The organism is Allobosea sp. LjRoot9, from assembly GCF_964252745.1.
Lineage (GTDB): Bacteria > Pseudomonadota > Alphaproteobacteria > Rhizobiales > Beijerinckiaceae > Allobosea.
In genome coordinates this window covers 563,170-582,101 of record NZ_CAXUPC020000002.1, presented here as the reverse complement: position 1 = coordinate 582,101, position 18,932 = coordinate 563,170, and the positions used below count along the sequence as shown (strand labels likewise).

18 protein-coding genes are annotated in these 18,932 nt (G+C 65.0%); 7 read left to right on the top strand and 11 right to left on the bottom strand.

Annotated features, from left to right (window positions below; translation table 11 throughout):
* The first annotated feature begins 5 nt into the window (after positions 1 to 5).
* The 4 genes from ACSQ3P_RS11355 to ACSQ3P_RS11340 all read left to right on the top strand — a co-directional run bounded on the left by ACSQ3P_RS11355 (position 6) and on the right by ACSQ3P_RS11340 (position 2,620).
* Entirely contained in the window at positions 6 to 728 is a 723-nt protein-coding gene (locus ACSQ3P_RS11355) for a cytochrome c oxidase subunit 3 (protein WP_436165677.1), read from the top strand.
* 23 nt (positions 729 to 751) lie between these two features.
* Positions 752 to 1,474 (top strand): heme-copper oxidase subunit III family protein, encoded by a 723-nt coding sequence (locus ACSQ3P_RS11350; RefSeq protein WP_436165676.1) that lies wholly within the window; start codon positions 752 to 754, stop codon positions 1,472 to 1,474.
* 9 nt (positions 1,475 to 1,483) lie between these two features.
* Positions 1,484 to 1,819, top strand: coding sequence for a cytochrome C oxidase subunit IV family protein (locus ACSQ3P_RS11345; RefSeq protein WP_436165675.1), 336 nt, complete (start codon positions 1,484 to 1,486; stop codon positions 1,817 to 1,819).
* Positions 1,820 to 2,056: 237 nt separating this feature from the next.
* On the top strand, positions 2,057 to 2,620 hold the full coding sequence (locus ACSQ3P_RS11340; protein WP_436165674.1) for a PRC-barrel domain-containing protein: 564 nt from the start codon (positions 2,057 to 2,059) through the stop codon (positions 2,618 to 2,620).
* A 413-nt stretch (positions 2,621 to 3,033) separates the two neighbouring features.
* Here the strand turns inward: ACSQ3P_RS11340 and proX (ACSQ3P_RS11335) are convergent, their stop codons facing one another.
* The 9 genes from proX (ACSQ3P_RS11335) to ACSQ3P_RS11295 all read right to left on the bottom strand — a co-directional run bounded on the left by proX (ACSQ3P_RS11335) (position 3,034) and on the right by ACSQ3P_RS11295 (position 13,346).
* Entirely contained in the window at positions 3,034 to 4,074 is a 1,041-nt protein-coding gene (gene proX / locus ACSQ3P_RS11335; protein WP_436165673.1) for a glycine betaine/L-proline ABC transporter substrate-binding protein ProX, read from the bottom strand.
* Between the two features lie 233 nt (positions 4,075 to 4,307).
* Positions 4,308 to 5,255, bottom strand: a complete 948-nt coding sequence (locus tag ACSQ3P_RS11330) for an ABC transporter permease (RefSeq protein WP_436165672.1) — start codon at positions 5,253 to 5,255, stop codon at positions 4,308 to 4,310.
* A complete protein-coding gene (locus tag ACSQ3P_RS11325) occupies positions 5,248 to 6,441 on the bottom strand; it encodes a quaternary amine ABC transporter ATP-binding protein (protein ID WP_436165671.1) in 1,194 nt (397 codons plus the stop codon). The genes ACSQ3P_RS11330 and ACSQ3P_RS11325 overlap by 8 nt, the downstream gene beginning before the upstream one ends.
* A gap of 175 nt (positions 6,442 to 6,616) precedes the next feature.
* On the bottom strand, positions 6,617 to 6,931 hold the full coding sequence (locus tag ACSQ3P_RS11320; RefSeq protein ID WP_069689762.1) for an NIPSNAP family protein: 315 nt from the start codon (positions 6,929 to 6,931) through the stop codon (positions 6,617 to 6,619).
* On the bottom strand, positions 6,928 to 7,773 hold the full coding sequence (locus tag ACSQ3P_RS11315) for an alpha/beta fold hydrolase (protein ID WP_436165670.1): 846 nt from the start codon (positions 7,771 to 7,773) through the stop codon (positions 6,928 to 6,930). Before ACSQ3P_RS11315 ends, ACSQ3P_RS11320 begins: the two co-directional genes overlap by 4 nt.
* Positions 7,774 to 7,776: 3 nt before the next feature.
* On the bottom strand, positions 7,777 to 8,865 hold the full coding sequence (locus ACSQ3P_RS11310; protein ID WP_436165669.1) for an LLM class flavin-dependent oxidoreductase: 1,089 nt from the start codon (positions 8,863 to 8,865) through the stop codon (positions 7,777 to 7,779).
* Positions 8,866 to 8,903: 38 nt separating this feature from the next.
* Positions 8,904 to 10,415 (bottom strand): aldehyde dehydrogenase, encoded by a 1,512-nt coding sequence (locus ACSQ3P_RS11305; RefSeq protein WP_436165668.1) that lies wholly within the window; start codon positions 10,413 to 10,415, stop codon positions 8,904 to 8,906.
* A gap of 15 nt (positions 10,416 to 10,430) precedes the next feature.
* Entirely contained in the window at positions 10,431 to 11,411 is a 981-nt protein-coding gene (locus ACSQ3P_RS11300) for a flavin reductase (RefSeq protein ID WP_436165667.1), read from the bottom strand.
* A gap of 126 nt (positions 11,412 to 11,537) precedes the next feature.
* Positions 11,538 to 13,346 carry a helix-turn-helix domain-containing protein gene (locus ACSQ3P_RS11295; RefSeq protein WP_436165666.1) on the bottom strand — a complete coding sequence of 603 codons (1,809 nt, stop codon included), beginning with the start codon at positions 13,344 to 13,346 and terminating at the stop codon, positions 11,538 to 11,540.
* Positions 13,347 to 13,490: 144 nt separating this feature from the next.
* Between ACSQ3P_RS11295 and ACSQ3P_RS11290 the strand changes: the two genes are divergently transcribed.
* A complete protein-coding gene (locus ACSQ3P_RS11290; protein WP_436165665.1) occupies positions 13,491 to 14,081 on the top strand; it encodes an amino acid synthesis family protein in 591 nt (196 codons plus the stop codon).
* A 102-nt stretch (positions 14,082 to 14,183) separates the two neighbouring features.
* On the opposite strand, the gene ACSQ3P_RS11285 is transcribed toward ACSQ3P_RS11290, so the two are convergent.
* Both ACSQ3P_RS11285 and ACSQ3P_RS11280 read right to left on the bottom strand, forming a co-directional pair.
* Positions 14,184 to 15,590, bottom strand: coding sequence for an aminotransferase (locus ACSQ3P_RS11285; protein ID WP_436165664.1), 1,407 nt, complete (start codon positions 15,588 to 15,590; stop codon positions 14,184 to 14,186).
* Between the two features lie 15 nt (positions 15,591 to 15,605).
* The gene (locus ACSQ3P_RS11280; RefSeq protein WP_436165663.1) at positions 15,606 to 17,084 is read right to left on the bottom strand and encodes an NAD-dependent succinate-semialdehyde dehydrogenase; all 1,479 of its coding nucleotides are present in this window, start codon (positions 17,082 to 17,084) and stop codon (positions 15,606 to 15,608) included.
* A gap of 129 nt (positions 17,085 to 17,213) precedes the next feature.
* Here ACSQ3P_RS11280 and ACSQ3P_RS11275 point away from each other — a divergent pair, with 129 nt between their 5' ends.
* Together ACSQ3P_RS11275 and proX (ACSQ3P_RS11270) are read left to right on the top strand one after the other, a co-directional pair.
* Positions 17,214 to 17,681 carry an Lrp/AsnC family transcriptional regulator gene (locus ACSQ3P_RS11275; RefSeq protein ID WP_069689770.1) on the top strand — a complete coding sequence of 156 codons (468 nt, stop codon included), beginning with the start codon at positions 17,214 to 17,216 and terminating at the stop codon, positions 17,679 to 17,681.
* Between the two features lie 191 nt (positions 17,682 to 17,872).
* Positions 17,873 to 18,907, top strand: a complete 1,035-nt coding sequence (proX, locus tag ACSQ3P_RS11270) for a glycine betaine/L-proline ABC transporter substrate-binding protein ProX (RefSeq protein ID WP_436165662.1) — start codon at positions 17,873 to 17,875, stop codon at positions 18,905 to 18,907.
* Positions 18,908 to 18,932 lie beyond the last annotated feature (25 nt).

Here is an 18,932-nt window from a genome sequence, read left to right as displayed (position 1 = left end):
GCGACATGATCGTGATCGTCACCTTCATGGTCATCATGGCAGCGCTCGCCGGCTGGTGGCTGTCGCGCCAGGGGCTGGCCGACAAGCCTTGGCTGGAGGTCGGGGTGGGCAACCAAGCCGGCGGTGCGGGGCTGCCCCCTCATCCGACCGCGAAGGTCGGACTCGGCGCCTTCCTCGTCGTAGCCGGCTCGCTGTTCTCGCTTCTGGTCAGCGCCTATTCCATGCGGATGGACATGGCGGACTGGCGCGCGCTGCCGATGCCGACCGCTTTGTGGTTCAGTACTGGCCTGCTGATCCTGAGCAGTGTCGTACTGCAAACGGCGGTGGTCGCCGCACATCGGGGCGAGCTGGATGGGGTCAAATCCGGCCTGCTCGCCGCCGGTATCTCCGCGCTCGCTTTCCTCGCGGGACAATTGCTGGCGTGGCGCGAGCTCGCCGCCGCGGGCTATTTCAGCGCCGCGAATCCAGCGAGCGCTTTCTTCTACCTGATCACCGCAGTGCATGGCCTGCACATGCTGGGCGGGCTCGTGGCGCTCTGCCGAACCAGCGTCAGAGCGTTCGCCCTATCGGCGACGAGCTCTGCGCGGGCGGTTGGCGAGCTCACGCTCAGCGTCGAGCTCTGCGCCCTCTACTGGCATTTCCTGCTGTTGGTCTGGCTCATCCTTTTCAGCCTCCTCATGCGCTGGGCGGATGATCTCATCGCGATCTGCCGCGGACTGCTGACTTAGAGGCTCTAAGTGAGGTCGAAACGATGAATGAGGTCGCACCGAACACCCTGAACCCCAAGATCGGTCACGCGCCCGGCTGGCAAGGGATCGTGGCGGATTGGTCGTCGGATCAGCGGGCCTTCAAAAATGTGTCCTGGGGGAAGGCCATGATGTGGATCTTCCTGCTCAGCGACACCTTCATCTTCGGCACTTTCCTGATTTCCTACATGACGGGCAGGATGTCGACGACCGTGCCCTGGCCCAATCCGAGCGAGGTCTTCGCTCTCGAGATCGGCGGCCACCACCTGCCGCTCATCCTGATCGCGATCATGACCTTCGTCCTGATCAGCAGCAGCGGCACGATGGCGATGGCGGTCAATTTCGCCTATCGACGCGATCGCAGGAAGACCGCGATCCTGATGCTGCTGACCGCAGTGCTCGGCGCGGCTTTCGTCGGCATGCAGGCCTTCGAATGGTCGAAGCTGATTGCGGAGGGCGTCCGCCCCTGGGGCAATCCCTGGGGTGCGGAGCAATTCGGCTCCAGCTTCTTCACGATCACCGGCTTCCACGGCACCCATGTCACGATCGGCGTGATCTTCCTGATCATCGTCGCCCGCAAGGTCTGGCGTGGCGATTTCGATGATGGGCGACGCGGCTTCTTCACGAGCCGGAGGGGGCATTACGAGATCGTCGAGATCACCGGGCTCTACTGGCACTTCGTCGATCTCGTTTGGGTCTTCATCTTCGCGCTGTTCTATCTCTGGTGAGGGACCGCCATGGCACAGCTAGAAACTCATACCGATACGCAACAGCATCCGATCAGGCTCTATCTCGTCGTCTGGGGCTGGCTCTTCATCCTCAGCCTGTGTTCCTACCTGGTCGATTTTTTCGGCCTCGTCGGCTATCTCAGATGGTCGCTGATCCTGATCTTCATGGCGCTCAAGGCCGGGCTGATCATCGCCGTCTTCATGCACATGGCCTGGGAGCGGCTGGCGCTGTCCTATGCGATCCTCGTCCCGCCGCTGGTGTTGCTGGTCTTCGTCGGGATCATGGTCTTCGAATCGAACTACACGCTCTTCACCCGGCTGGCGTTCTTCGTGGCGGGTTCATGACGGGCGATCTGGAGGCTCTCGATCGCGATGCGTGCCGGCCTTTGCGGGAGGTCTTCGAGGAGGCAACGGCTTGCTCGATAGGCTCGACCCCCATCAACCCCATGCCGTGCCGTCGATGCGCGGAAGCCGGCGACGCCGTACCTGCTACGACACGGGACGTGTGACCAGGGCCTCGGGACGCAGATGTGGGATGGAGCCACAGCCCATCAGACTGTGATCGGGCAAAGGGAGGCGCTCATGAGAACCTACTGCTTGTTCCAAGCCGTGAACTCCCCAGACCTACGCGCCTTCGCCGAGGAGCCTGCCGGTAGCAGTTTGCCTCCGGATCTTGGGCCGTGGACCCTCGTGCGTGAGATCCGACCCAATGAGCAATGGGCGATCCCCGTCAGCAGAGCAGTCGTCGCGGCCGGCATTATCGAGAACGGTTTTTATCTTTGGGGGCCCGTCGAGCGACCGGCGGCATCGCACCTGATCATCGAAAGTGATCGTGTCGAAGGGACCGCCGTATTCGATCGTAAATATGATCAGATCGGCACCATCAAGCGGCTGTTGATCGAGAAGGTCAGTGGCCGTGTTGTCTTCGTCGACGTGACGTTTGGAGGATTTCTCGGCATCGGCAGCCGCCACGTTACAATCCCGTGGGAAAAGCTCACCTACGACAAGGAGCTTGAGGGCTATTGCACCGACCTCACCGAGGCACAGGTCCGAGGTGCCGCGAACCTGTATGGAGACAAAGGCGCTTTGCCGGACCAGACACGTCAGCAGGAAATGAGTGACTACTGGAGCAACGTTCCCAAATGACCAATCCGAACCTGCTCCGCGGCTGCCCTCGGAGGACGTTCGGATTTCGGCGCACGTCCTCCGGGTCGATCACGCCGGTTTCAAAGTCGATGCTGCCGTCGCGCGGCAGTTCGCTATCCCAGCCCGGCTTTGGCTCTAGAGCAATTTTCGATCCGGTTGGATCGTTCAATGGCTCTAGATCCTTGTTTTAACGCGTTTTCTCCGCGCAAACGCTTCGCGTTTGTCGCGAGGGAACCGGTATCCACTTCGCTCGAAAACGCTCTAAACGCAGCCGCACACCGGGCGGCTGCGTTCGCAGGCGGATTATGAGTTAGGGTCCAAAGGCTTCGACGAAACGGTCGCGCGCTTGGATTGAGCAGGACTGGATTGAGCAGGACTGGATTGAGCAAGACTGGATTGAGAAGGACCGGACCTCATTTTGTCGAACGGGCGGCCTCGACCCAGCCCTCGAACAGACCCTTGTGCAGGCCGACCCACTCATCTGCCATCTTGGTCACGAGGGTGGTGCTTCCGCCGTTCTTGTTGATGCTGGCTTCCCAGTTCGACCAGTCTTCGAGCGGGAATTTCATCTGCTCCACGAAGGTTTTCACCGCCGGGTTGTTGGCGACGAACCCCTTATTGGCGACGGCCGACCAGTTCCATGACGACATCGCCATGCGGCACGGATCGGCCCCGCCGGCGCAGCCCTTGACGCCGCTGACCATCGCCGAGCCCTTGTTCGGCACGGAGGGCGGCAGTGCGTCCGCCGGCGTCGGCAGCCAGACCACATCCTCGCCCGGGACGAGGGCATTGTTCATCCAGGATGGGCTCCAGGCGTAGAAGAACGCCGGCTCGCCACGCTTCACGCGGGCGACGGCCTCCACCATCAGGGCCTCGTATTTGCCGCGGATCGATTTCACGGTGTCCTTGAGACCGAACTTGTCGAGCTGAAAATCGACGACGTCGCCGCAGCTCCAGCCAGGATCGCAATTGATCAGATCCGCCTTGCCGTCCCGGCCGAACAGCGCCGCGATCTTGGGGTCCTTCATCTGCACGAGCGTGGTGATGTTGTGGGCGGTCGCCGTCTTCTTGTCGATCAGATAACCATTGATGCCGCCACCGACGATCATGCCGGCGCCGACGATTTCGGCTTGCTTCTCGACAGCGCGGAAGCCGGGCTCGCGCTGCGGGAAATTGACGTCGGTTGCAATGTCGAGATCGCCCTGCGCCGCCGCCTGGAAGAACAGCGTCGTGTTGACGGTGCTGAGCTTAACCTCGTAGCCGAGCTGCTTCATCGCCTTCATCACGATCTGCGCGACGACGTAGTTGGCGCCCAGGCTGTCGCTCTGGGCGTAGCGGATGGTCTTGCCCTTGCCTGGAAGCTCCTGCGCAGCTGCAGGCGCTGCAGCGAAAGCGATCGCTGCCACGGCGACGGCCGCAGCCGTTAATGTCTTCAATCCGGTCATGCCTGTCATTGCGGTCTCCTTCTCGATGCCGATCTGTTCGATCGTTTTGTGATTTCCCCTGACCGCCTCGCGGCGGGTCTTCGAGCCGGCGCGCCCTAGAGTATTTCCGCGTTTCTCTGAATCGCGGAAATACTCTAGATCCTTGTTTTGACGCGTTTTCTTCACGCGAACCGGTATCCACTTCGCTCGAAAACGCTCTAGCGCTCCGGCTATTCTCCAGTCATGCCGCTTGGCGGCGAGCGTCAGAGCGCTTGCTTTGCCGCTATCGCGTTTGCTGTCGGTTCTTCCGGGCGACCGCCCTTGAACAGGCGCATCACCGTGGCGAGCAGCGAGGTCCGCGTCGCACCGCCTCGCCTGGGTTCAGCCAGCTTCTGCGTGACACGGTCGAGCACCATCGCCAGCAGCACGATGGCGATGCCGCCGACCGCGGCGCGGCCGACATCGAGACGTCCCAGGCCCTGGAGGACGACGAGTCCCAAACCCTCGGCGCCGATCATCGCGACGACGACGGAGAGCACCATCGCGGTGAGCACCGTCTGGTTGAGGCCGCCGAGGATGGTCGGAATGGCAAGGGGGAGCTGGATCTCGAACAGGAGCTGGCGCTTGTCGGCGCCGAAGGCGAGGCCGGCCTCGACGATCTCGTGCTCGACCATGCGGATGCCGAGATTGGTGAAGCGGATCAAGGGCGGCGCTGCTGCCGTGACGACGGCAACCTCGCCCGGCACGGTGCCGACGCCGAACAGCATGACGACCGGCACCAGATAAACGAAGCTCGGCGTGGTCTGCATGATGTCGAGGATCGGCCGCACCACATTCCAGACACGGTCGCTGCTCGCGCACCAGATCCCCATCGGAATGCCGATGACGGCGCAGAACACGATCGCGGTCGAGATCAGCGAGAGCGTCGTCATCGCCTCGTTCCAGACGCCGAGCACCGCGACCACCACGAGCGATATCGCGCTGAAGGCCGCGATGCCGGGTGTCGCCAGGCGCCATGCCAGCAGCGTGAAGCCGACGACGAAGACCGGGAACGGAATGGCGTGCAGCACCGTGTCGTTCAGGCTGAGCAGGCCCTCGACCGGCCATTTGATGGCGAGGAAGAGGGGGCGCAGATTGAGCGCGACCCAGCTGACGCCCTGTTGGATCCAGCTGTCGATCGGGAAGATGGCAAGATCGTCGGCCTTAAACATGGCGATCTCCGGCTGAGGCGGTTTTGGGTGAGGTCGAGGACATGCGGGACAGGAGCTCGCCGACGCCCAGGGTCCCGACGAGCCTGCCATCCTCGTCGATGACCGCCATCGGCGCGCCGTTGCGATAGCTGCGCGCGACCTCGATGAGCTTGGCATTCTCCGGGACGCTGACGTAGTCGCTGCTTGGCGTGCCGATTTCGCCGCTCTGGCGAGCATGGCCCAGCGCCGCGCCGTCGAGCGCACCGAGGATCCTGCCCTCGCCATCGAGAACGAAGCCGGGATCGCCGGCCTCCGCGCCGCCCACCAGGGTGCCGTTCTCGGAGCGCAGGATCGGGGCCGCCTCGCGCATGACGGAGCGGGCGTCGAAGAGCCGAGCCCGGTCGATCTCGCGGGTGAAGGCCGCGACATAATCGCTGCCTGGCTCCAGCACGATCGATTGCGGGGTGCCCTCGCGAACCAGTTCGCCTTCGGACATGATCGCGATGCGCGTGCCGAGCTTGAGCGCCTCCTGGAAATCATGGGTGATGAACAGGATGGTCTTGTTCAGCGTGCGCTGCAGGCGCAGCAATTCGTCCTGCATCTCGGTGCGGATCAGCGGATCGAGCGCACTGAACGCCTCGTCCATGATCAGGATATCGGCATCGGTCGCGAGCGCGCGGGCAAGGCCGACGCGCTGGCGCATGCCGCCGCTCAGCTCATGGGGGAAATGGTAGCCCCAGCGCGCAAGCCCGACGACGCTCAGCACCTCCTCGGCACGGCGGCGGCGATCCGCCGGCGAGGCGCCACGCAGCTTCAGCCCGAATTCGACATTCTCGATGACGCGCTTATTCGGCAGGAGCGCAAAATGCTGGAAGACCATCGAGATGCGCGTGCGGCGAACCTCGCGCAGTTCCTCTTCCTTCAGCGGAACGATATCGCGGCCGTCGAGCAGGATCTTGCCGGCGCTGGGCTCGTTCAGCCGGTTGATGCAGCGCGCGAGCGTCGACTTGCCGGAGCCAGACAGCCCCATGACCATGTACATGGCGCCTTCAGGCACGCTGAGCGAGACATTGTTGAGCCCAACGACGGCGCCGAGCTTGTCGAACACGGTGTTCTTGTCCCCGCCATTGGCGAGGATCTGCAGCGCCGCCTCCGGTGCCGCCGAGAAGATCTTGTACAGATTCTGAATCTGCAGTCGCTCGGTCATGTCCGAAAACCCCTCCTTTCGGCGCCCGATGTCTTCGGGCTTGTCCGACCCCTGCCGCGATCGATTAAGAGCCGGTTGGTACGGCCCGTCTTCCTGCGATCCAGAGGACGGATGCTGTTATCCCTTGTCGGAAAAGCGCTAAAAACGGCGGTGGCGCGTCGCGCGATCCGTGCCTTCACCGAAGTGGCGAAAAATCGGTCGGCAACAGGATGCGGTTTTCCGCCTGCTCGATGTTCTCCGACAGTCGCGGGAGGAAGGCTTGCCAGCGTGGATCGTCAGCCAGTTGCTGGCGCCGCCGCACCCGATCCTCGAAATCGGCATAGGCCCAGAGATGGGTGACATGGCTGAGCAGGCCGATCTCGGTGGTGAAATAGCCGATCAGATGACCGAGGATGGGCTGCTGGATCGCCAGGCCTTCATCCCTCACAAGCGCGAGATATCGCCCCATCCGCCCATTGCGGATACGATAGACCCGTTCCTCGACAATCATTGTGCATCTCCGGCGCTGCTGCCGAGAAATCCGCGCATCAGCGCGGCCACCTGCTCGGGGGCCTCGGTCAGGATCGAGTGACGCAGGCCGGGCAGGATGTGCAGCTCGGAGCCGCTGATGCGCTCGTGCATGTAGCGCGCCATGCGCGGGTTGGAGCCGGCATCCTCCTCCCCCGTCGCGATGAGAACCGGTATGCGGATCTGGTCGAGCAGCCCGCCGAAATCGGTCTGCGCCAGCACGCGATAGGCGGCGGCGTAGCAGTCGGGGTCGTTCTCGGCATTGCGCTGCCGCAGCGTCGCGATGAGGTCCGGGTTGCGCGCCTGGAAGGCTTCGGTCAGCCAGCGCGATAGCGAGGCGTCGTAATGCGAACCGCGATCGCCGGCCTGCAGGGCTGCGAGGCGGGCAGCAACGCGCTCGCGCTCCTCCTCGGTCCGGCCCGCCACGGTCGCCAGCAGCACGAGCCGCCTGAGCCGCGCCGGATGCGTCAGCGCCATGCGCTGTGCGACCAGCCCGCCGAGAGAGAAGCCGGCGAGATGGAAGGTCTCAAAACCGGCATGGTCGGCCAGCGCCAACACGTCCCCGACGAAATCATCGATCTCGTAGCGCCCTCTGCCCTTGCTGGAGCGGCCATGGCCGCGCAGGTCGAAGGTGAGAATGCGGAACTGGTCGGCCAGGCGCTCGGCCACGCCCTCCCAGGCTTCCAGATAGGAGCCGACGCCATGAATGCAGACCAGCGGCTCGCCGCTGCCCTGCAGGCGATAGTTCAAGCTGACGTCGCCGATCGTCAGGCTCGTCGAGCCATGCTCCTGTGGTGCGCGCGCCACTTGCTCCGCGGTGCCCATGGCTCAATACCCGGCTGCGGCGAAGCGCGGTACCGTGGCGCGCTCCTGCTCGCGGGCTGCGAAATGCGGCATCACCTCGTCGATGAACAATCGCAGCGTCTTCACCTGCAGCTCGAAGGGCAGATTGAAAGACAGGCCGAGGCAGTACTGGTCGACGCCCGCATCCTCATAGATCTGCAGCTTCTCGATGACCTCGTCCGGCGTGCCGAACATCAGGTTGTCGCGGACCGCCTGCGGATTGTAGTTGGCGCGGTTGGCGACGGCCTCGAACGGCACCGCCTCGGGGAAGCCGTTGGTCACGGTGCCGATATTCTGCATCAGGTTCTCGAAATAGCGCCCGTAATCGACGGAGTGCCGCACCGCGACCTCCCAATCCTCCTGCCGGTCATAGACGCAGGTCCGGCGCTGCATCATCAGGCGCGGGCGCGGCCGCTCGGGATGGTCGGCCACGGCCTTGCGGAACTTCTCGCCGAGCACGCCGACCTCGGCCGGAGGCGAGGAGAGCGGCGTCGACAGGATGTTGGCGCCGATGCCGACCGCCCAGTCGAAGGTGCCGGGATCGCGCGCCGCCACCCAGATGCTGGGATGCGGCTGCTGCAGCGGCTTGGGCACCGAGGTCGCAAGCGGGAACTTCCAGTAATGCCCGTCATGGGCATAGTCGCCGGCCCAGAGCTTCTGCACCGCCGGCACCAGTTCCTTCATGAAGGCGACGCCCTCCTGCTGGGGAATGCCGCCGGCCATGCGGTCGAACTCGTATTGATAGGCGCCGCGCGCGATGCCGAATTCGAGCCTGCCTCCGGTCAGGTGGTCGCAGAGCGCGGCCTCGCCTGCGAGCCGGATCGGCGACCAGTAGGGGGCGACCAGCGTCGCGGTGCCGAGCCTGATCCGGTCGGTGTGCTGGCCGAGCCAGGTCAGCACCGTGAAAGGGTTGGGCGAGACCGTGCACTCGATCGTATGGTGCTCGGCGGTCCAGAGCGTCTCGAAGCCGCCCTCGTCGGCAATGCGCGCCAGAGCACGGAAATTGCTGACGGCATCCTGCATCGAATCCTGGGGCGAGAAACGCTCCATGCTGATCGAAACGGCAAATTTCATGATGGCCTCCCGGCTCGGCGTTCTTGGCTTTTTGGGGTTCAGCGCAGGCGGATCACGAACGGGTCCTGCATGGCGCCCGAATAGTCGATCACCACATTCTTCAGGCGCGAGAACTCGCGCATGACCTCGAAGCCGCCGCGGCGGCCATAGCCGCTGTTCTTCATGCCGCCATTGGCGGACATGTAGGCGGCGGAGCGGTAGGTGTTGATCCAGACCGTGCCCGCCTCGATGTTGCGGGCGAAGCGCATCGCGCGGTCGATATTTTGGGTCCAGATGCCGGATGCCAGGCCGTATTCGGTGTCGTTGGCGAGAGCGATCATCTCCTCCTCGCTCCGGAACGGCACGACGCCGACGACCGGCCCGAAGATCTCCTCGCGCATGAAGCGCATGTCGTTGCTGGCCTCGGTCATCACCGTCGGTTCGAAATACCAACCGCACGCCAGTTCGCCGTCCTGCGGCTTGCGTCCGCCGGCCGCGATCTTCGCGCCCTCCCGCACGCCGGAGGCGACATAGTCCTCGACCTTGGCGAGCTGCGCCGAGAGCGCCAGCGGTCCGATATCGGTGTCCTCGAGCTGCGGGTGGCCGACCTTGATCCGGCGCGTCCGCGCGACCAGCGCCTCGACGAAGCGGTCATAGATCGGCTGCTCGACGAAGCAGCGCGAGCCGGCGACACAGGTCTGCCCGGCCGCGGCGAAGACGCCGGAGACGACGCCGTTCACCGCCTTGTCGATGTCGACATCGGAGAAGATGACATGGGGCGACTTGCCGCCCAGCTCCATCTGGCAGGGCACGAGGTTTTCGGCGGCATTGCCGGCGATCTTGCGTCCGGTGAAGGTCGAGCCGGTGAAGACGTATTTCGCGATGCCGGGATGGCGCGTCAGCGCGTCGCCTGTGGTCGCGCCGTCGCCGGTGACGACATTGACGACTCCAGGCGGAATGCCCGCCTCGATCACGAGCTCGGCCAGCGCCAGTGTCGAGGCGGTCGCGTGCTCGGAGGGCTTTACCACGATGGTGTTGCCGATGGCGAGACAGGGCGCCAGCGTGCCCGTCAGCATCATCAATGGCGAATTCCACGGGATGATCATCCCGACCACGCCGATCGGCTCGCGCAGATTGAAGTTCAGCGTGTCGAGCTTGTTGACCGGGATCGTGTCGCCCTGGAGCTTGTCGGCCATCCCCGCGAAATAGAGATAGGAGTCCGGAATCGCGCGCATCTGGGCGCGCATCTCCTTGAGCAGCTTGCCGTTGTCGCGGCACTCGATCATCGCCAGCTCGTCGGCGTTCTCGAGCACGAGCTCGGCGAGCCGGCGCACCAGCTTGCCGCGGTCGGTCTGCGTCAGGCGCCGCCAGGCGGGGTTGACCAGCGCAGCACGGGCCGAGCGTATGGCGGCATCGACATCGGCGGCGTCGCCTTGCGCGAAGGCGTACCAGGGCTCGCCGGTCGTCGGATCGTAGGAGGGCAGATAGACGCCGCTCTTGGGTGCGACGAAGCGGCCGTCGATGAAGAGATCCTGGCGCGAGCCTTCGAGGGTTTTGACCGTGGTCTGCATATCTGTTCTGCCGGCTCAGGATTGCGGGTTTGGCGCCCAGGGCTGGGCCTCGCCGACCATGGCGAGACGCCCGCCATCGTTGGAATCCATGTAGATCCCGAAGCGCTTGCTGGCGCTCTCGCGCACATAGCGGCGCAGCATCGCGCTGATCTCGCGCGTCGGAATATGGTCGTAGGGAAGCTGGTCTACGGGGAAGAATTTCAGCCCAGCCGACAGGGGCGCCGAGCTGATGTCCTGCGCGAGGCGGGCGCGGTAGATCAGATAGCCCGGGTCGCCGTCGGCTACGTCGAAGACCGAGTAGAGAAAGGTGTCGTCAGGAACCAGCGTCAGCGCGTCGCCGCCCTCGAGCTTCAGCTCGTTATCGGCGATGCGGCGCTGCGCGCTCGGCAGCACCCAGCCGCCCTTGCCGTCCGAGCGCAACAGCAGATGCCCGTCGGCCTCGATGAGATAGCCCACGATCATGCCATGTGAGGCGAGCCATCCCGGCGGCAGCGGATCCTTGACGTTGGCGTAGCGGCCCCGGCAGAAGCCGAGCGGCGCCGACGGGCTCGTGCCGAAGGCCTGGATCTCGCCGATCAGCACGACATGGTCGCCGGCATCGACGCGGCGGTGGACCGTGCAGTCGAACCAGGTCAGGCAGTCCGTCAGGACCGGCGAGCCGGTATGGATGCGGTCATGGCTGACGGTGTCGAACTTATTGGCCGCCTTCGAGGCAAACAGGTTCGAGACGTCGACCTGCCCCTCATGCAGCAGGTTGACCGCGAAGGCGGGCGAGCTGTTGAAGGCCGCGAAGCTGTGCGCGCCCTTGCCGACGCAGACCAGCAGCAGCGGCGGATCGAGCGAGACCGAGGTGAATGAGTTCGCCGTCATGCCACGCGGCGTGCCGTCGGCATCGCGGGTCGTGATGATGGTCACGCCCGTCACGAACGTCCCCAGCGCACGACGCAGCGCGACGGGATCGATCGTGTTGGGGGCGTTAGTGGCTGCAGCGAGCATGCGCTTCACCTCGATCAAGTCAGGACCGGTGAAGGCTAGGCGGCGGGCGCCGCCTATTCTTCCTATGAAGCAAAGGATGAAATGGCGATCTTCCTCACGGGACAGTGGGAAGCGCCTCGCCTGGCCTCAACCGGCCGTGGCGCTTCCATTCTCGATAACGCCATGGAGCCGGATGGCGAGCTCGATCGCGAAACGGCGGTCGGGCGTCTCGGGGTCGATGCCAAACAGGTCCTGAATGCGCGCCAGCCGGTAGCGCAGCGTCGTCACATGCAGCCCCATCGCATCGGCGCAGGCCTGGGCACGGCAACCCTCGCGCAGATAGGCGGCGAGCGTTTCCAGATAGGGCGTGTCGTGCTTGCGGTCGTGCGCGACCACGATGCCGATGCTGCTGTCAACGAAGCTGCGCACATCAGCCGATTCCGCTGCGCCGATCAGCATCGGCATCGGGCCGAAATCCGAGGCCGAAAGGGTCCCTGTGCGGCCGAAAGCGCGCGCGATGCGGATCATCCGCCAGCAGCGCTCCCATTCCTTGGGATAGCTGTCGAGACCATCGCAGACGCCGCCGAGCACGACGATCGGCTCCCGGTTGAAGCTGTGCCGCAGCGTCTCGACCATGCGGCGCGCCAGGCGTCCGATCCGCTCCTGGTCGTCGTCCCCGTCATGCGGCAGGAGGCAGACCAGCCCGCCGCCGATGGCGACGACGCTTGCGGGGACGTTCAACTGGCGTGCCAGCCGCGTCACCGCATGGTGGCAATCGACGCTGATGTCGGCCGGCAGGGACGGCATGTCCGGGAAATCGACGACCACCATGCGCGCCGGCGCGCCGAGCGCGAGGCCGAGCCGCCGGCCGCGCAGAAGGACGTCGTCGGCATCGCGCCAGCGGCGCTCGATGATCTCGAAGAACAATTCGGTCAATGTCCGCGTCTCGAAGCGGAAACGGATGACGCTGCGCATCATCTGGACGCTGAGGGCGAATTTCACGCTGTCGAGCAGGAGCCGTTCGAGATCGCCGGCAGCCTGCGCAGTCGGAAAGATCACGAGCGCTCCGACGGCCTGGCCATCGACATTCAGGGGCTCGATCCTGGCCATGAGCTGCAGCTGCCGCTCGCCGTCATCGAGCCGTAAGCCCCGCGGTTCGCTGCGCTGCGCCGCGACGGCGTCCCGCGCCGCTGTGATGATCTGGCTGCCAAGGCTGGTGTCGATCGCCCGCTGCCAGGCCGTGTCGTCGAAATGAAGCGGCGTCGGTGACCGGCTGGCGACCAGCGCATTGCCGGAGAAATCGACGACCAGCACGGGGGCGGGCAACAGATCCGCCAGCATCGCCGCCAGCGCCGAGGTCGAGCCGCCCGACAGCACTTCCTGGAGAAGTGTTGTCTGCGTCTGCAGCGCCTTCTGCAACTGCTCGGCGGCCTGGCGTTCGGCCCTCATCCGATGCTCGCGCTCGACCGCGATCCCGCCGAGATGGACGATCATGCTCATGAAGGCGAGGTCATCCGGCGAGACCTCGGTGATGCCGCGCGAGACGACGTTCAGCACCATCGGCCGGTTTTCGGCATCGGCGCAGCTCATCGGCAGCACGAGCACCGTGCGGTAGTCGCGCTCGAAGGCCTCGCGTCGATAGCCCGGAAACTCGTCGGAGGCGCGGGCGTCGCGGATATAGACCGGCTCGTTGCGTTGCAGCGCGATCAGTGCCGGGCTCGTCGCCAGCTCCCAGCGGTTTTCGAGCGGTCGGCGCAGCAGCGTCGGGTCGTGCCGCACCATGACATGCGCCTCGCCATGGGCGGCGTCGATCGCCATGATCGATCCCAGCGTCCAGCCGCCATGCTCGCAGGCGGCATGGATGAGGTCGCGCAGGATGGTCTCGAGATCGCCATCGGAATTGATCCGGCTTGCGACATCCCGCAACGAACGCATCTGCGATGCCTGACCCGCCATTCAGCCCTCCCGCGCCAGCATCGCGACCTTACCCCGCATCGCAGGGGCAGTCCGCAGAATCTTCCAGCGATCCGGCGGAAGACGTTCGCGCAACCGGGCCGTTACGCTGCGGCCGCATCGGACAATCACAACAGGTGGCACCCCATGGATTTCGGCTTGCGCAAGATCTCGACCTTCGTCGAGGAAACCTTCATCGAGGGCGGCAAAGCCGCTGACAAGCCGGTTCGCATGGTCATCGTCGCCGCCGTGCTGCGCAACCCTTGGGCGGGCCAGGGTTTCGTCGAGAACCTGCGCCCCGAGATCCTGCGCATCGCGCCCCATCTCGGCATCGAGCTGACCAAGCGCCTCGTCGCACTGATGCCGGCCGAACAGGTCGAGGCATATGGCAAGGCCGCGGCGGTCGGCACCAACGGCGAGATCGAGCACGCCTCGGCGCTGATCCACACGCTGCGCTTCGGCAACATGTTTCGCGACGCCGTCAAAGGCACGGCCTATCTGAGCTTTACCAACACGCGCAATGCGCCCGGCGCGCTGCTCTCGCTGCCGATGATCCACAAGAGCGAAACCGGCAAGCGCTCGCATTTCCTGACGGCGAATTTCCAGGTTCCGGATGCGCCGGCCGCCGACGAGGTCCTGGTCGCGATCGGGGCCTGCGACAACAGCCGGGCCCATCCGCGGCTCGCCGATCGCTTCCAGGACATGGACGAGATGAAGCAGGAGCTGGAGAACGCCTGAGCGCATTGCGCCGACGACTCTTGGCATCCGCCGATCGAAACAGGGCCCGCCATCTCGGTGGGCCCTTTTGCATGGGATGAGCACCTGACGCATTGCGACGCCTCAGGCGACCTTGACCTTCTCGCGGGCCAACTCATCCATGACCTGACGCACCGCTTGCTCGGCGATGCCGACGATCTCGTCGATTTCGTCCTTCGTCGTCACAAGTGGCGGGGCGAAGCCGAGAATATCGCCATGGGGCATCGCGCGCGCGATCAGGCCGCGATCGCGAGCCGCCTTGGAGATGCGCGCGCCGACCTTGAGCGCCGCATCGAAGCGGGTCTTGGCTGCGCGGTCGGCGACAAATTCGAGCGCGCCCAGCATGCCGACGCCGCGCACCTCGCCAACGATCGGCAATTGCGCGAAGGCGGCTTTCAGCCGGTCCTGGAAATAGCCGCCGACATCGCGCGCCTTGCCCGCCAGATCCTCGCGCGCGACGATGTCGAGCACGGCATTGGCTGCTGCGGCGCCGATCGGATGGCCGGAATAGGTATAGCCGTGCGAGAAGGCTCCGACACGGTCTGCGCCGTCCTCCATGACCTTGTAGACCTTCTCTCCGACGATCACGGCCGAGAGCGGGAAGTAGCCTGAGGTCAGGCCCTTCGCGACCGTGATCAGGTCCGGCTCGATGCCATAGAGATGCGAGCCGAAGGGCGTGCCGACACGGCCGAAGCCGGTGATGACCTCGTCGGCGATCAAGAGCACGTCGTATTTGCGCAGCACCAGCTGGATCTCGTGCCAGTAGCCCTCAGGCGGCGGGGTGATGCCGCCCGTGCCGAGCACCGGCTCGCCGATGAAGGCCCCGACAGTCTCGGGACCCTCGCGCAGGATCAGGCCTTCGAGTTCGTCCGCAAGGCGCTTCGAGAACTCGATTTCGGTCTCGCCGGCTTGGGCGCCCCAATAATGATGCGGTGCGCCGGTGTGCAGGATGCCGGGGAGGGGCAGATCCATATGATCATGGTAGAAGCTCATCCCGGTCATCGAGCCGGAAACGACGCTGCAGCCGTGATAGCCGCGCAGCCGCGAGATGATCTTCTTCTTCCGCGACTGGCCGCGCAGGTTGTTGTAATACCAGACCAGCTTGGCCTGGGTCTCGTTCGCGTCCGAGCCGGATAGGCCGTAGAAGACCTTGCTCATCTGTCCCGGCGCCATCCTGACGAGGCGGTCGGAGAGGATGGCGAGCTCATCGGTCGTGTGGGCGGCGTAGCTATGATAATAGGCAAGCCGGTGGGCCTGCCGCGCAATCGCCTCGGCCACCTCGGTCCGGCCATAGCCGATATTGACGCAGTAGAGCCCGGCGAAGCCGTCGATATAGCTGCGGCCGGTCGCATCCTGAATGCGGATGCCTTTCCCGGTTTCGACGATGGTCGGCTCGCCGAGCTTGCCGCTGGCAAAATCCTTGAGCTGGGTGAAGGGGTGCAGGACGCTGGCGCGATCCAGCGCACCGATGGCTGCGGCATCGATCGTCATGGGTGATCTCCTTGATCAGGCTGCGAGATTTCCGAAGCAGACATATTTCGCTTCGAGATATTCGGTGATGCCGTGGCGCGAGCCCTCGCGGCCGAGGCCCGATTGCTTCCAGCCGCCAAAGGGGATCGGCGCTCCGGTGAATTTTGGCGTGTTGACCGCGACCATGCCGTATTCGAGCTGGTCGGTGAGCCGCATCGCACGGCGCAGATCGTCGGTGTAGACATAGGCCGCGAGCCCCATCTCGGTGGCATTGGCCCGGGCGACGACCTCGTCCTCGTCATCGAAAGGCAGAATGGCGGCGACGGGTCCAAACGTCTCCTCGCGCGCGATCGTCATCGCATCGGTGACATCGGCGAGCACGGTCGGCTGGACGAAATTGCCACTGAGCGGACTGTCCTGTCCGCCCGTGACGATCCGGGCGCCGGCCGCGACCGCCTGCGCGATCTGCTGGCGGCATTTCTCGGCGACGGAGGCTTTGGTCATCGGTCCTATATCGGTGCCTTCGGAGAGCCCGTGACCGACCCGCAAGCGCGCAGTCGCCTCGGCGAAGGCGGCGACGAAGCGCTGATAGGAGCTGCGCTGGACATAGATGCGGTTGGCGGCAAGGCAGTCCTGGCCGGAGGTTGCAAATTTCGCGGCGATGCAGCCGGCAACGGCGGCAGCGAGCGGGGCATCGTCGAAGACGATGAAGGGCGCGTGACCGCCGAGTTCGAGCGAGGCCCGCTTCACCGTCTGCGCCGCCTGCCCAAGCAGCAGCCGCCCAACCTCGGTGGAGCCGGTGAAGGAGAAGGCGCGGATATCGGTGTGAGACATCAGGCGCTGCGACAACGGCGCGGCCTCGCCGGTGACGATCTGGAGAACGCCGGCGGGGAAACCGACCTCGTCCGCCAGCCGGGCAAGCGCCAGCGCGGACAACGGTGTCTCCGGCGCGGGCTTCACGATCATGACGCAGCCGGCGGCCAAGGCCGCGCCGGCTTTGCGCGTGATCATCGCGCTTGGAAAATTCCAGGGCGTGATGGCTGCCGCAACGCCGATCGGCTGCATCTGGACCGAAAGCCGGCTTCCCGGCAGATGGCTGGGGATCGTCTCGCCGTAAGCCCGCTCGCCCTCGGCCGCGAACCAATCGAGGAAGGCGGCCGCATAGGCGATCTCACCATGGGATTCCGCCAGCGGCTTGCCCTGTTCGGCCGTCATGATGACAGCGAGATCGCCGGCATTGCGGCGCATCGCCGACGCCCAGTCGCGCAGCAGGAGCCCGCGTTCGAGAGGTGGGTGCTCGCGCCAGGCTCGTTGCGCCTGGACCGCGGCGGCAACGGCCTCATCGACCATGCCGACCTCGCAGGCGGCGACCTCCGCGATGGTTTCGCCGGTCGCGGGATCCGTGACCGGCTGCCGCTGCGGAGCGCGGCGCCACGCGCCATTCACAAAAGCCCGGCTCTGCAGCAGGTCGGCTCGCGCGAGCCCCTTCAGCGCTTTCGCGGATATGCCCTGCATCAAGATCCTCCGGAACCAGTGATTGAACCGCACCGGAAATTATCGCGGGCGGCGCAGCTCTTTGCTGTATAATCACTGGTATCGCGCCGAATTTCGGCGCCGTTCTCTCCTTTCACGCAGGATTTCTGCATGACCTCGCTCGACAGTCTCGACCGGCGCCTTCTCGCCGCCGTCCAGCAGGACAACCGCCTGACCACCGCCGAGCTCGGCCAGCAGGTCGGCCTCTCCGCCACCGCCTGCCAGCGGCGATTGAAGCGGCTGCGCGACGAAGGTGTCATCGAGGCCGATATCGCCGTGGTCTCGCCCAAGGCCGTCGGGCGCCCGGTCTCCATGCTGGTGCTGGTGACGCTGGAGCGCGAGCGCGCCGACATCGTCGACCGCTTCAAGGCGTCGATCCGCGCGACGAAGGAGGTGATGATCGGCCTTTACGTGACCGGCGACGCCGATTTCGTGCTCTATGTCACGGCCAGCGACATGGAAGACTATGAGCGCTTCACGCGCCGGTTCTTCTATGAGAACCCTGACATCAAGGGTTTCAAGACGATGGTGGTGATGGACCGCGTGAAGGCGGGCTTCGCCCTGCCGATCGAGCCCTGAGCCCAGGCCGGGCAAGGCCTTCGCAGCGCCGTCATCGGCCAAGCAGCCGTCCGGATTATCCCGATATCCGCCGGCATGCGCGATTTCGCAGGAAGAGCGCGCCTCTCCATCCGCCTTGCCACAGGAAGTTCTATCGGTACCGGCTCGCTACGAATCCTGACGGGGATCATAACCGCAGGGGATCGAAGACGATGGCTGCATCCTGGACTGGCAAGACGGGCTCGCTGTTCGCGCTGGCATGCGCAGGGCTTCTGGCGCTGTCCCCGGCTGACGCCCAATCCTTACCCGGCGAGGGCAGGACCGTCCGCATCGCCATCGGCGATACGCTGGGCGCGACGCGGATGCATGACCACATCCTCGAAACCGCATTCCGGAAGCTGGGCTACAAGACCGCGGAAACGCAGATCAATCCGACGCTGTTCTTCCAGGCCGCCGCGCTGGGCGATCTCGACATGCTCAGCGGGCTCAATTTTCCGCAGCGCGAACCGCAGTTCAAGACGGTCGAAAAGCAGCTCGCCACGATCGGCGACGGCACCATCATCGAGGGCGGCATCAACGGCTATCTCATCGACAAGAAGACGGCCGATGCCAACAACATCACCCAGCTCGATCAGCTGAAGGACCCCAAGATCGCAGCAGTGCTCGCGGCGGACGGCAAGGTCAACCTGATCAATTGCGACCCGGGCTGGTCTTGCGGGGATGTCGTCGAATATCAGCTCGACAAGTTCGGCCTGAAGGAAACGATCAAATCGGTGCGCGGCAAATACGAGGCGCTGATGGCCGAAGCGATCGGCCGCGCGCTGCGCGGCGAGCCGACGCTCTACTATGCCTGGAGCCCGTCCTGGGTGATGGACAAGCTCGTTCCGGGCAAGGACGTGGTCTGGCTGCCGACGCCGTTCGATGCGGTTCCGCCCAACCTCAAGGTCTCGACCAGCGCGCTGGTTTCCGGCGTCAAGGGCTGTGCCGGCGGGCAAGATCCGTGCCGCATGGCGCTCGGCCAGTGGAACTATATGCCTGTCGCCAACCGCGACTTCCTGGCGAAGAACCCCGCCATCCGGCGCTTCCTCGAACTCGCCCGCTATCCCCGCGACACCTGGGCGAAATGGGAAGGCGTCATCGCGGCGGACAGCTCGCCACGCGCCATCCGAGCCGCCGGCGACAGCTGGATCAAGGAGAACCAGACGCTGTTCGATGGTTGGATCGCCGAGGCCTCAGTAGCCCGCTAGAGCGCTTTTTGATCCGAGGGCTGGA

Excerpts from the sequence above, each read along its gene's own strand:
- ACSQ3P_RS11325 (WP_436165671.1), bottom strand. The coding sequence starts at position 6,441 with ATGACCGAGCGACTGCAGATTCAGAATCTGTACAAGATCTTCTCGGCG.
- ACSQ3P_RS11315 (WP_436165670.1), bottom strand. The coding sequence starts at position 7,773 with ATGGGCACCGCGGAGCAAGTGGCGCGCGCACCACAGGAGCATGGCTCG.
- ACSQ3P_RS11290 (WP_436165665.1), top strand. The coding sequence starts at position 13,491 with ATGGATTTCGGCTTGCGCAAGATCTCGACCTTCGTCGAGGAAACCTTC.
- ACSQ3P_RS11295 (WP_436165666.1), bottom strand. The coding sequence starts at position 13,346 with ATGGCGGGTCAGGCATCGCAGATGCGTTCGTTGCGGGATGTCGCAAGC.
- ACSQ3P_RS11310 (WP_436165669.1), bottom strand. The coding sequence starts at position 8,865 with ATGAAATTTGCCGTTTCGATCAGCATGGAGCGTTTCTCGCCCCAGGAT.
- ACSQ3P_RS11355 (WP_436165677.1), top strand. The coding sequence starts at position 6 with ATGATCGTGATCGTCACCTTCATGGTCATCATGGCAGCGCTCGCCGGC.
- ACSQ3P_RS11285 (WP_436165664.1), bottom strand. The coding sequence starts at position 15,590 with ATGACGATCGATGCCGCAGCCATCGGTGCGCTGGATCGCGCCAGCGTC.
- ACSQ3P_RS11320 (WP_069689762.1), bottom strand. The coding sequence starts at position 6,931 with ATGATTGTCGAGGAACGGGTCTATCGTATCCGCAATGGGCGGATGGGG.
- ACSQ3P_RS11275 (WP_069689770.1), top strand. The coding sequence starts at position 17,214 with ATGACCTCGCTCGACAGTCTCGACCGGCGCCTTCTCGCCGCCGTCCAG.
- ACSQ3P_RS11340 (WP_436165674.1), top strand. The coding sequence starts at position 2,057 with ATGAGAACCTACTGCTTGTTCCAAGCCGTGAACTCCCCAGACCTACGC.
- ACSQ3P_RS11350 (WP_436165676.1), top strand. The coding sequence starts at position 752 with ATGAATGAGGTCGCACCGAACACCCTGAACCCCAAGATCGGTCACGCG.
- ACSQ3P_RS11300 (WP_436165667.1), bottom strand. The coding sequence starts at position 11,411 with ATGCTCGCTGCAGCCACTAACGCCCCCAACACGATCGATCCCGTCGCG.
- proX (WP_436165662.1), top strand. The coding sequence starts at position 17,873 with ATGGCTGCATCCTGGACTGGCAAGACGGGCTCGCTGTTCGCGCTGGCA.
- ACSQ3P_RS11280 (WP_436165663.1), bottom strand. The coding sequence starts at position 17,084 with ATGCAGGGCATATCCGCGAAAGCGCTGAAGGGGCTCGCGCGAGCCGAC.
- ACSQ3P_RS11305 (WP_436165668.1), bottom strand. The coding sequence starts at position 10,415 with ATGCAGACCACGGTCAAAACCCTCGAAGGCTCGCGCCAGGATCTCTTC.
- ACSQ3P_RS11345 (WP_436165675.1), top strand. The coding sequence starts at position 1,484 with ATGGCACAGCTAGAAACTCATACCGATACGCAACAGCATCCGATCAGG.
- proX (WP_436165673.1), bottom strand. The coding sequence starts at position 4,074 with ATGACAGGCATGACCGGATTGAAGACATTAACGGCTGCGGCCGTCGCC.
- ACSQ3P_RS11330 (WP_436165672.1), bottom strand. The coding sequence starts at position 5,255 with ATGTTTAAGGCCGACGATCTTGCCATCTTCCCGATCGACAGCTGGATC.